This window comes from Flavobacterium gelidicaeli (assembly GCF_013294005.1).
GTDB lineage: Bacteria > Bacteroidota > Bacteroidia > Flavobacteriales > Flavobacteriaceae > Flavobacterium.
The window spans coordinates 89822-102464 of sequence record NZ_JABSNK010000003.1; the positions used below are offsets into that span (position 1 = coordinate 89822).

The following is a 12643-nucleotide window of genomic DNA, read 5'->3' on the forward strand; positions in this document are numbered from 1 at the left end:
AAATAAAACATGATAATAGATAAAATAGAAAATCAAGGTCTTTATACCCACATTAGTAAGCGCTTAGCAAAAGGTTTTGAATTTATCAATAAAAGCAATCTAGAAACTATTGCACCAGGAACGTATGAAATTGACAATAAGGAAGTTTTTGCGATTGTTATGGAGTACGATACTAAAGAGGTAAAAGATTGTGTATTAGAAGGGCATGCAAAGTATATTGATATTCAATATATAATTGAAGGCATCGAATTAATGGGCGTTACAACTAAAAAACATCAAAAAATAGTGACTAGTGATGTAGTTAAAGATTATACTTTTTATGAAGGAGAAACTTCTTTAGTAAGTATAGGAGCAGGGATGTTTACGGTATTTTTTCCAGATGATTTACACATGCCTTGCATACAAGCAGGCAAAAGTTCAAGAGTAAAAAAGATAGTGGTCAAAGTTCAGGTTTAAGTTGGCTTAAATTCAGATAGTGTTTTTCACAATCAATTTACCAGAATAATTTAAAAAAAGAGTAAATATCTCCATTAAAATTAATGCATCTTAATAGTATTCTAAGCTAAAAATATTCATTCAATCATTACTAAGCTCACTGTTAATCGCAATTAGTAATTAAGTTTAATTTAAACGATGTTTTGCACATGGAAAATTTGCGCATAATGGTAAAACATAGCTTTTTTGTAAAAAAATCTTTAGTTTATGATGTTCTAAATAAAAAGCCATTAAACATTACTGCTTAATGGCTTTTATCAAATTAAAATTAACTAATTAATTCTGGGTACAAAATTAAGCTATTGCCATCCACCACCAAGGGCTTTGTATAATTGAATAATGGCTTTATATTGTTGAAACTTGTTGTCTACAAGACTTAATTCGGCATCTAGAGCTGCATCTTTAGCAGTTAAAACCTCTAAATAATTTGCCAAACCATAGTTTAATAACTCATCAGAGAAAGAACTTGCTTTAGTCAATGCTGCGGCTTGTTTTTCACGAACAGTAATCTTATAGGTTTCATTATTGTATTGTGCTAAAGCATTCGAAACTTCTTTTCCTGCTGTTAGCAAAGATTTTTCAAATTGTAAATACGCTTTTTCTTGATTTGCTTGTGCTACTTCATATTTAGTTCTCACTTGTCTTTGATTTAAAAGAGGTTGTGTTAAACCTGTAATTACATTGGCGAAAAGCGAATTAGCACTAAACCATTCTTTTAAATCGATACTTTGTAAACCACCAGTAGCAGTCACTTTTAACGTTGGATAAAAACCACTTTTGGCAACGTTAGTCATCTCAAAGTTAGTAATCAAGTTGTATTCTGCGGCAATAACATCAGGTCGGTTTCTCAATAAGTTTGCAGGAACACCTAAGGTGATTGCAGGTTGCATATTTTGCGATTCAAATGTACTGCGTTCAATTTTACCAGATGCCTCTCCTAAAAGCGCGCTCATAGTATTTTCTAGAACGATAGCGCTATTTTTTAAATCGGCAATAATAATTTCTGTTGCGTATTTTTGCGCTTCTGTTTGTTTAACACCAACTTCAGTTACATTTCCAGCTTTTTTTAGCGCGATAATAGTCTCAACACTTTGATTTCTATTAATCAAGGTTTTCTCAGCCACTTTAATTTGTGCATCTACTGATAACAATTGGTAATAGGTAGTAGCAATACCGGCAATCAATTCAGTTTTAATTGCTTGATTAGCGGCACCAGTTTGTAAAAATGCAGCATTAGCAGCACGTTTATTGCTTCTTATTTTACCCCAAATATCAGCTTCCCAAGAAAGGCTTCCGTACAATTGGTATTGATCAGTATTCAAATCACTCAAGAAAGATCCTGATTGACTGTTTTTAGATATTTTATTGTGCGTCCAGTCTGTACTTGCAGATAGTGTAGGTAAGTAGCCCGCTTTACCTTGCAACATAGTCGATTTTGCGGCAGCTAAATTTTGCATTGCAATACGAATATCCAAATTGTTTTTCAATCCCTTATTAATGTATTCTTGCAATAATGGATCAGTAAAAAGCTTGTCCCATGAAACATTTGCTAAAGAAGCAGTGTCAGAGGACACCACTTCATTACGATACAAATTTTCGGTTTTAAGCTCAGGACGTTTATAGTCTTTGGCAACAAAACACGATTGCATTACGGTTGCCGTCACGACTAATAAAGTGACTTTATATATTTTATTTTTCATTTTCTTCTTCTAAAAGTGGAACATCAGCCTCCTGAGTTGTAACAGGAAGTGGTTTTGTACTAATTTTTTCTTGCAAGCTTTGGAAAACAATAAACAATACTGGAATTACAAATACTCCAAGAAGTGTTCCTATTAACATCCCTCCAATAGCACCTGTTCCAATTGCTTTATTTCCTACTGCACCAGCACCTTGAGCTAACATTAATGGCAATAACCCGAAGATGAATGCAAATGAAGTCATCAAGATAGGACGTAAACGTGCAACAGCACCTTGAACAGCAGCTTGAGCGATACTGAGTCCTTTTTTCCTTGCTTCAACTGAGAATTCTACGATCAAAATGGCATTTTTAGCCAATAATCCAATCAACATAATCAGTGTAATTTGCAGGTAAATATTATTACTCACATCAAAGATATAGGCAAAAATATACGCCCCAGCTAAACCAATTGGTAAGGAAATTAACACTGCAAAAGGAAGCATATAACTTTCATACTGTGCTGCTAATAAAAAGTAAACAAATATTAAACACAATAAGAAAATATACAAGGTTTGTCCCCCTGCGCTAATTTCCTCACGAGTCATTCCTGAGAATTCATATCCATAACCGATAGGTAATTTTTGGCTGGCTACTTCTTCAACTGCTTTAATGGCATCACCAGAGCTAAATCCGTCATTAGGTGCACCAGTAACTTTAACAGAAGTAAATAAGTTGAAACGGTCAATTGCTTGCGGTCCAAAAGTTTTAACTAAAGTCATGTATTGTGATATTGGTGCCATTTCTCCTTTATTATTTCTAACAAGAACTTTATTTAATGACTGAGGATCACTTCTAAACTGTGGTTCAGATTGGTAAACAACTCTAAATTGTTTTCCAAATTTATTAAAGTTGGAAGCGTAAACTCCACCATAATACCCTTGCATTGTTCCTAAAACATCAGCAACAGTTAATCCTGATTTTTTAATTGCAGGAACATTCAAATCAATACGGTATTGAGGATAATTAGGAGAGAAGGAAGTTGCTGCATACTTGATTTCAGGACGGCTATTTAAAGCAGCCAAAAATGCAGTATTCACTTCGCTTAATTCTTGAATAGTTCCCCCTTTTTGATCTTGTAATTGAAATTCAAAACCATTGGTAAAACCAAAACCAACAAGAGTAGGACGTGCAAAATACAATACTTTAGCATCTTTTACTGCTGCAGTACGTTTAAACAATTCTTTTACAATCATTGAGATTTCTTGGTTGGCATCTTTACGTTCAGCCCAAGTTTTCAATTTTACAATCACCATTCCGTAGTTACTACCCGTACCACTAATTAAACTACGACCAGAGATACGTAGTACTTCCTTAATTTCAGGAATATCCTTAATTTTATTCTCGATTTCTAATAATACTTTTTCAGTGTTTTCTAATGAAGTTCCTGGCGGAAGTGATACATCAGATAAAATAGCACCAGTGTCTTCTCCTGGTACAAAAGCCTTAGGAGTGATATTCAATAGTAAAACAAATATTCCAGCAAAAAGTGCAATTCCTAGGAAAGCCAACCATTTACGTTTAACGAAAAACTCAACGGATCTCTTGTATTTTCTAGTTGTAGTATCAAAACCAACATTAAAAGCAGTGTAAAAACGTTTTAAAAATCCTTTTTGTTTTTCCTCTTCATTATGTGGTTTTAAGAAAATAGCACACAAAGCAGGAGATAATGTCAAGGCATTAATTGCAGACAATACAATTGATACCGCTAATGTTAATCCAAATTGTTTGTAGAAAACCCCAGCCGAACCACTAATAAACGAAACCGGAATAAATACCGCCGACATTACTAAGGTGATTGATATGATGGCGCTACTAATATCGCCCATTGCGCTGTGTGTTGCTTTTCTAGGATCGTGTTCTCCCGCTTCCATTTTAGCATGAACTGCCTCGACGACTACAATGGCATCATCGACCACAATTCCTACGGCAAGCACCAAGGCAAATAGCGTTAATAAGTTGATGGTGAAACCAAACATACTTAGGAAAAAAAATGTCCCTAAAATAGCTACTGGAACTGAAATTGCAGGTATTAAGGTCGATCTCCAATCTTGTAAAAAGATAAAAACTACAATAAATACCAATATAAAAGCTTCAATAAGCGTATGAATTACCTTAGTAATCGACTCATCTAAGAAATCATTAGCATTAATTAAGGTTGTATAATTAACACCTTTTGGGAAGTTAACTTTAGATTGATCCAAAACTTTTAAAGCACCTTCAATTACTTCTTGAGCATTAGAACCAGCTGTTTGTGCAACAGCAATTGCAACAGATTGATTTCCGTTAGTTAAAGTATTACTTGCATAATTTACCGCTCCTAACTCAATTTTAGCAACATCACCTAATTTAAGCACTTCTCCATTAGGTGTTGAGCGAACAACGATTTCTTCAAATTCTTTAGTGTCTTGTAAACGTCCTTTATATTTTAAAGTATATTGAAAAGATTGCCCACTATTTTCTCCTAATTGTCCCGGAGCCGCTTCAATATTTTGCTCTGCCAATAAATCACTAATGTCAGATGGAACTAATCCATAAGCACCCATTACATCAGGCTTAAGCCAAATACGCATGGAGTAATCTTTTTGACCAAAAATCACCGCTTCACCAACACCTGGAACCCTCTTAATTTTAGGTAAGATATTAATGTTTGCATAATTTTGAAGAAAAGTCATGTCATAATCAGGGTTTTCACTATATAAAGAGAAAATCAAGATATTATCACTTTGTCTTTTTGAGGTAGTAACACCAGCTTTAGTAACCTCTTGCGGAAGCAAAGGGGTAGCACGTGATACACGATTTTGTACATTCACGGCAGCTAAATCAGGATTTGTACCTAATTTAAAGTAAATACTTATAGAAGCTGAACCATCATTATTAGATGTAGAAGTCATGTAAGACATGTCCTCAACACCATTAATTTGTTCCTCTAACGGAATTACTACCGAGTTCATTACAACTTCGGCACTTGCTCCTTGATAATTTGCAGTAACGGTTACTGTAGGAGGTGCTATTTCAGGGTATTGAGATACGGGAAGGGATATTAATCCTATCAATCCCAATATAACGATGATTATAGAAACCACCGTTGACAATACCGGTCTGTCAATGAATTTTGAAAACATATTTTGCTATTTATTCAATTGTTAGTTTGTCAATTATTTTTTTGCTGGATTGATAACAGAATTGAAATCAACCACTTCTGGCTTGATAGGAGTTCCTTCAGTGATAATACCAACTCCTTCGATAAGCATTTTATCATTAGGATTTAGTCCGCTGTCTACAACAAAAAATCTTCCTCCTGGAATAGGACGCACGGTGATAGGCACTGCTTTTACTTTATTTTCTTTATCAACAATAAGCGCAATACGCTTGTCTTGCATTTCTAAAGTTGCGTTTTGAGGAATGATGATTACATCCTGCAAATCAGTAGGGATTTGGACTACACCACTTCCGCCAGAGCGCAATAATTTGTTGGTATTAGGGAAACTAGCTCTTACATTAAAAGATCCTGTTTGCATATTGGCTTGACCACTAAAAGTTTGAATTTTACCTTTTTGCTCATAAACTTGACCATTACTTAAAACTAAATTTACCGCAGGCATATTATTAACTTTGTCTTGAAAGCTTTTCCCAGCTGAGTTCATCATGATATCCAGTTGTTGTTTTTCATTCACAGAAAAATAAGCATATACTGTACTCACATCAGAGATACGTGTTAATGGCTCAACCGTTTGGCTGCTTACATAACTCCCTAATCGCAAAGGCAAATCACCTACAATTCCGTTTACTGGACTTTTAATTGTAGCATAATTAATTCTAGCAATAATACTTTGATACGTACTCTTTACACCTGCAAGATTGGCTTTTGCAGTAGCAAGTTGTACATCACTTATAATATTTCGTTCAACAAGCGGTTTTAAACGATCAACTTCTACTTGAGCAGCAGTAATTTTAGCTTTAGCTGCTGCAGCCTCTTGTGTAGCAGTTTGTGTCTCTAATTTAAAAAGTAATTGTCCTTTTTTAACTTCTTGACCTTCTTGAACATATATTTTTTCAATATAGCCATCAACTTTCGCACGAATATCGATGTCAGTAATACCTTCTAAACTAGCAGGATATTCAGCTAATAAAGTAGTGTTTGATTTTCCAATTTCAACTACTTTATAGGGCATAACAGGCGGAGCAGTTACGGTAGCTTCTTTTTTACAGGATAGCAAGCTCATTGATACTAAGAGCGCACTTATAAAATATTTCTTTTTCATTTGCGAATATTTACTAAAATTGATTAATTATTTATTTGTTGTTGATTCTTATTTTTAATTTCTATTTTCTTAAACTCAGCGATTGTATTTTGAAGTGATTTTTCTACTTCTAGAATATGATGTTTATAGGAAATAATATTCTCTAAATTGCATTTCTCTTCAGCACAAGAGGCTGTTTTATGACGGTAGTCATGCATTCTATTAATGATATAACTTTCGGCTTCAATCATTTTTAAGTAATTGTTTAATCGGTCACTTAATGGTGCTGACTTAAAGTATTTCTTTCGATCACCTGATAGCGTGAAATAATGAACTTTCTCCATATTAAGGAGTAACTTTAAGTTTGTAGAGATAGAACTTTTACTGGCTCCTAATTTTTCTACTAATGCTTCAAAAGTTAATCCTGATTTGCATCCATCAACAATTAAAACTCCTATAATTCTTGCTGCTAAAGGAGGAACTTGATATAAAGACTCAAAATGAATACCGAACATCTCAATGATCTCTTCTCTTTCTTTTTGTATATTGTCCATACTAATTTTTTTGCAAATATATAAATGGTTCGTAAAACACCGAACTAATCGAACTTAATATTGTGTTAAATTTTAAACGCTTGTTTAATTCTAAAAAAAAGGTAGCTAAAATGCGTTTTTTAATACTAAAAGTAGGTTTTAAAAACACTTTTATATGTAAAATGTATTTTGCTTATATTTGTTGACCTAAAAAAAAGTTATAGTGAGTCAAATCAATAAACTGAAAATATTTAATGATCCTATATATGGATTCATTAGCATACCTAATGCTTTAATTTACGATCTAATACAACATCCTTATTTTCAAAGATTAAGGCGTATCTCTCAAATGGGATTGTCTTATCTAGTCTATCCAGGAGCAAATCATACCCGTTTTCATCATGCCTTAGGCTGTATGCATTTAATGCAAAAAGCAGTGGATGTGTTGCGTTTTAAAGGAGTTAACATCTCTGAGGAAGAAGAAAACGCCTTGTATATTGCTATATTATTACATGATATAGGTCACGGTCCTTTTTCACATGCCATGGAAAGAAGCATTGTAGAGGATGTACATCACGAACAAATTTCGTTGCTTTTTATGAATGAATTAAATGTTAAATTTAACAGTCAGTTAGATTTAGCTATTCAAGTATTTAAAGGAGAGTACCACCGTTTATTTATGTTACAGTTGATTTCTAGTCAGTTGGATATGGATCGAATGGATTATTTAAAAAGAGATAGTTTTTATTCTGGTGTAGCCGAAGGAAATGTGAACTCGGAACGATTGATCCAGATGATGAACGTAGAAAACGACATGCTGGTTATTGAAGAAAAAGGAATTTATTCTGTAGAGGAATTCTTAATGTCGCGAAGATTGATGTACTGGCAAGCTTATTTACATAAAACAAGTTTGGTGGCTGAATTGATTTTGACAAAAATCTTAAAAAGAGCAAAGGAGCTGACATTAAAAGGAACTCTTTTACCTTGTAGTGATGCACTTCAGTTTTTTTTACAAAACAAAATTACCCTAGACGCATTCGATACTAAAATTTTAGATTTATTCTCAAGATTGGATGATTTTGATATTATAAGTGCCCTAAAAGCATGGCAATATCATGATGATTTTATTTTGTCATCTTTGAGTAAAATGATCATTAATAGGGATTTATTAAAGATTAAAATGACTAATGACAAAGTTGATCTTCAAGATTTACAACCTCTAAAGGAACGTTTTGCATTAGAGAATAACATTAGTTTGCAAGACGCAGCTTATTTTATTTTTAAAGGAAAAATAAAAAACCAAGCATACAGTAAGGAAGCAGAACCTATTAGAATACTGAAAAAAGACCGCACTGTAGAGGATGTAATTGAGTCCTCTGATCAGCTGAATTTAAAATCATTATCTAAAGCGGTGACTAAATATTACATCTGTTATCCAAAACAACTTGCATAAATGGACATTTAAAATCTATTTTTTTATATTTTTGTCCAAATCAAAAGTTAATCATTTTTTTTAAATGTTTAAAGCACTGCGATTACAACGCATCTTATACAATTAAAAATACAATACAATAAGATGAAATTTACAGCAGAACAAATAGCGGGGATTTTAGAAGGTGAAATCATTGGTAATCCAAAGGCTGAAGTGCACGAATTAGCAAAAATTGAAGAAGGAAAAGACGGTTCATTGACTTTCCTATCTAACCCAAAATACAATAACTATATCTATACTACAAAGGCGTCAATAACTATTGTAAATAAGACGTTTATAGCAGAAGCAGAAGTAAGTACAACATTAATTAAAGTAGAGGATGCTTACCTGTCATTCTCTAAATTATTAGAATTTTATGACCAAGCAAAAGGAAATAAAAGCGGAATAGAACAACCATCAGTAATTGCAGAAAGTGCAAAATATGGTGATAGTTTGTACCTAGGAAGTTTTAGTTATATAGGAGATAATGTAGTAATTGGTAACAACGTAAAAATTTATCCTAATTGTTTTATAGGAGATAATGTTGCCGTTGGGGATAATGTTACTATTTTTGCTGGTGCCAAAATATATTCAGAATCTAAAATAGGAAATGGATGTACAATACATTCGGGTTCTATAATAGGTGCAGATGGTTTCGGTTTTGCACCAAATTCAGACGGGAGTTATAAAAAAATCCCACAAATTGGGAATGTAATCATAGAGGACAATGTTGATATTGGTTCGTGTACCACGATTGATAGAGCAACAATGGGATCTACTATTATTAGAAAAGGAGTGAAGCTTGATAATCAAATTCAAGTTGCTCATAATGTAGAGATAGGAGAGAATACCGTTATAGCAGCACAAACTGGAATTGCAGGTTCTACTAAAATAGGTAAAAACTGTATGATAGGTGGGCAGGTAGGTATTGCAGGGCATTTAACAATAGGTGATAATGTGCGCATACAAGCACAAGCGGGTGTAGGAAGAAATATAAAGAGTAATGAAACATTGCAAGGTAGTCCGTCATTTGGTTACAATGATTTTAGTAAATCATACGTACACTTTAGGAATTTACCTAAATTAGTTGCTGAAATAGAAGAATTAAAAAAAGAAATATTAAATCAAAAAAATAGAAACAATGGTTAAACAGAAGACCATCAAAACAGAAATCTCACTAACTGGTGTTGGATTACATACGGGTAAAGAAGTTAAAATGACTTTTAAACCAGCTCCTATCAATAATGGGTTTACTTTTGTAAGATTAGATTTAGAAGGAAAGCCAGTTATTGAAGCAGACGCTAATTATGTAGTAAATACACAAAGAGGAACTAATTTAGAGAAATTGGGTGTTAAAATCCAAACTCCTGAACATGTTCTAGCTGCTTTAGTAGGATGTGATCTTGATAATGTTATCATAGAATTAAATGCGTCTGAGCTTCCTATTATGGACGGTTCTTCAAAATATTTTGTTGAAGCTCTTGAAAAAGCAGGAATCGAAGAACAAAACGGAAAACGTAATGTATATGTAGTGAAAGAAGTTATTTCTTTTACAGATGAAGCTTCAGGAAGTGAAATCTTAATTATGCCTAGCGATACCTATTCTGTTACTACAATGGTTGATTTTGGTACTAAAATTTTAGGAACTCAGAATGCCAATCTAAAAAGTATTGCTGATTTCAAAACTGAAATTTCTGAATCAAGAACTTTTAGTTTTCTACATGAATTAGAAGCATTATTAGATAATGGGTTAATTAAAGGAGGAGATTTGAATAATGCAATTGTGTATGTTGATAAAGAAATATCAGCAACTACAATGCAAAATTTAAAAATTGCTTTTGGTAAAGACGATATTAACGTAAAACCAAACGGAATATTAGATAACTTAACATTGCACTACCCTAATGAGGCAGCAAGACATAAATTGCTTGATGTATTAGGAGATTTAGCTCTAATTGGAACTAAAATTCAAGGAAAAGTTATTGCAAATAAGCCAGGACATTTTGTAAACACTCAGTTTGCTAAAAAAATGGCTAAAATTATTAAAATAGAGCAACGCAATTATGTTCCTGTTTACGACTTGAACTTAGAGCCTTTGATGGATATCCATAAAATCATGGCAGTATTACCTCATAGACCACCATTTTTATTGATTGATAGAATCATTGAAATGTCTGAAACTCATGTTGTAGGTATGAAAAATGTTACGATGAATGAGAATTTCTTTGTAGGTCATTTTCCTGAAGCACCAGTAATGCCAGGAGTTTTAATTGTTGAAGCAATGGCACAGACAGGAGGAATCTTAGTACTAAGTACCGTACCAGATCCTGAGAATTACCTAACTTATTTCATGAAAATAGATAATGTTAAATTCAAACATAAAGTATTGCCAGGAGATACGTTAATCTTTAAATGTGATTTGATTACTCCTATAAGAAGAGGAATTTGTCATATGCAAGCTAATGCTTATGCTAATGGAAAATTAGTTGCTCAAGCAGAATTAATGGCGCAAATAGCCAAAAAATAAGATATATAAGATTGTATTAAAGTCTGTTGAATGTTTAATAGTCTTTTTATAATTAATACAAACATAAAAAAAAGCAGATGAATCAACCATTAGCATATGTTCATCCTGGTGCCAAAATCGCCAAAAATGTAGTTATTGAGCCTTTTACAACCATTCATAATAATGTAGTTATTGGTGATGGAACTTGGATAGGTTCAAATGTTACCATCATGGAAGGTGCAAGAATAGGTAAAAATTGTAATATTTTTCCAGGTGCTGTAATTTCAGGAGTTCCACAAGATTTAAAATTTGGTGGAGAAGAGTCTTTAGCAATAATAGGAGATAATTGTACTATTAGAGAATGTGTTACTATTAATAGAGGCACAATAGCGTCAGGACAAACAGTGATTGGTAATAATTGCTTGATTATGGCAGCAGCTCACATTGCGCACGATTGTCACGTAGGTAATAATGCAATTATTGTAAATGGTGTTCTTTTAGGAGGTCATGTCACGATAGGAAATCATGCAGTTATTGGTGGTTTAGCGGCAATTCATCAATTTATTAGTGTTGGTGATCACGCTATGGTTTCAGGTGGTTCATTAGTAAGAAAAGATGTTCCTCCGTTTACAAAAGCAGCAAAAGAGCCTTTGTCTTACGTAGGGATAAACTCAGTTGGGTTGCGTAGAAGAGGTTTTACCTCTGAAAAAATCAAAGAAATCCAAGAGATTTATAGAATTTTGTATCAAAAAAATTATAATGTTACTCAAGCTTTAGGAATTATTGAAGCAGAGATGGAAGCAACTCCGGAAAGAGATGAAATCATTGATTTTATTAGAAATTCATCACGTGGAGTAATGAAAGGTTATACAGGGAGTACAATATAATTAAATTTTTATACGTCTAAAGTCTAAAATACTGTAGATTATAATTGTTGTTAATGTATATTGAATTTAGTAAAGTGAGACGCGGTTAGTTTGATACAGAAAAAACCAATACAGAATTGGAATTAGCTATATATAAACAACTGTAGTATAAAGAAATAAGTAGTAAAAATAAAATTTAAATAAATAAAAATAAAATGGCATCTACATCAGATATTAAAAACGGATTATGTATCAAATACAATAATGACATTTATAAAATAATCGAATTTTTACACGTAAAACCAGGTAAAGGTCCTGCTTTTGTGAGAACAAAATTGAGAAGTTTAACAAATGGAAAAGTGTTAGATAATACATTTTCTGCCGGTCATAAAATTGAAGAAGTTCGTGTTGAAAACCATAAATTTCAATTTTTGTATCCAGAAGGAGATGATTTTCATTTTATGAATACAGAGACTTTTGAGCAAATTTCGTTAAATAAAAATATTTTAGATTCGCCAGGTTTATTAAAAGAAGGTGAAAATGTAATGGTGAGTATCAATACGGAAACTGATTTACCTCTTTCTGTAGATATGCCAGCATCTGTAATATTAGAAGTTACTTATGCAGAACCAGGAGTTAAAGGAAACACAGCAACTAACGCAACTAAATCAGCAACTGTTGAAACGGGAGCATCTGTAAATGTACCTTTGTTCATAAATGAAGGTGATAAAATTAAAATTGATACCACTTCAGGTAATTACATGGAGCGCGTAAAAGAGTAATTATTGTAGTT

Annotated in this window: 10 protein-coding genes; 6 read left to right on the top strand and 4 right to left on the bottom strand. The window is 32.9% G+C overall.

The genetic code is table 11. The features are described from left to right. Positions 1–9 precede the first annotated feature (9 nt). Positions 10–456: a NanQ anomerase/TabA/YiaL family protein gene (locus HNP99_RS05170; protein WP_173851995.1), complete on the top strand. Its 447-nt coding sequence runs from the start codon at positions 10–12 to the stop codon at positions 454–456. Positions 457–794: 338 nt separating this feature from the next. On the opposite strand, the gene HNP99_RS05175 is transcribed toward HNP99_RS05170, so the two are convergent. Genes HNP99_RS05175 through HNP99_RS05190 form a run of 4 tightly spaced genes read right to left on the bottom strand, consistent with a single transcriptional unit; the run spans position 795 to position 7028 of the window. Continuing rightward, positions 795–2195, bottom strand: coding sequence for an efflux transporter outer membrane subunit (locus tag HNP99_RS05175; protein ID WP_173851997.1), 1401 nt, complete (start codon positions 2193–2195; stop codon positions 795–797). Next, the gene (locus HNP99_RS05180) at positions 2185–5355 is read right to left on the bottom strand and encodes an efflux RND transporter permease subunit (protein WP_173851999.1); all 3171 of its coding nucleotides are present in this window, start codon (positions 5353–5355) and stop codon (positions 2185–2187) included. The genes HNP99_RS05175 and HNP99_RS05180 overlap by 11 nt, the downstream gene beginning before the upstream one ends. Positions 5356–5388: 33 nt before the next feature. After that, on the bottom strand, positions 5389–6495 hold the full coding sequence (locus HNP99_RS05185; RefSeq protein WP_173852001.1) for an efflux RND transporter periplasmic adaptor subunit: 1107 nt from the start codon (positions 6493–6495) through the stop codon (positions 5389–5391). A 23-nt stretch (positions 6496–6518) separates the two neighbouring features. Further along, complete coding sequence (locus HNP99_RS05190) at positions 6519–7028, bottom strand: GbsR/MarR family transcriptional regulator (protein ID WP_173852003.1); 510 nt, start codon at positions 7026–7028, stop codon at positions 6519–6521. A 202-nt stretch (positions 7029–7230) separates the two neighbouring features. Between HNP99_RS05190 and HNP99_RS05195 the strand changes: the two genes are divergently transcribed. The 5 genes from HNP99_RS05195 to efp all read left to right on the top strand — a co-directional run bounded on the left by HNP99_RS05195 (position 7231) and on the right by efp (position 12632). Continuing rightward, complete coding sequence (locus tag HNP99_RS05195; protein WP_173852005.1) at positions 7231–8460, top strand: HD domain-containing protein; 1230 nt, start codon at positions 7231–7233, stop codon at positions 8458–8460. 123 nt (positions 8461–8583) lie between these two features. Further along, entirely contained in the window at positions 8584–9627 is a 1044-nt protein-coding gene (gene lpxD / locus HNP99_RS05200; RefSeq protein ID WP_173852007.1) for a UDP-3-O-(3-hydroxymyristoyl)glucosamine N-acyltransferase, read from the top strand. Next, complete coding sequence (locus HNP99_RS05205) at positions 9620–11005, top strand: bifunctional UDP-3-O-[3-hydroxymyristoyl] N-acetylglucosamine deacetylase/3-hydroxyacyl-ACP dehydratase (protein ID WP_173852009.1); 1386 nt, start codon at positions 9620–9622, stop codon at positions 11003–11005. The genes lpxD and HNP99_RS05205 overlap by 8 nt, the downstream gene beginning before the upstream one ends. Positions 11006–11082: 77 nt before the next feature. Continuing rightward, positions 11083–11871: an acyl-ACP--UDP-N-acetylglucosamine O-acyltransferase gene (gene lpxA, locus HNP99_RS05210; protein ID WP_173852011.1), complete on the top strand. Its 789-nt coding sequence runs from the start codon at positions 11083–11085 to the stop codon at positions 11869–11871. Positions 11872–12065: 194 nt separating this feature from the next. Further along, positions 12066–12632 (top strand): elongation factor P, encoded by a 567-nt coding sequence (gene efp / locus HNP99_RS05215; RefSeq protein ID WP_173852012.1) that lies wholly within the window; start codon positions 12066–12068, stop codon positions 12630–12632. The last annotated feature ends 11 nt before the right edge of the window (positions 12633–12643 follow it).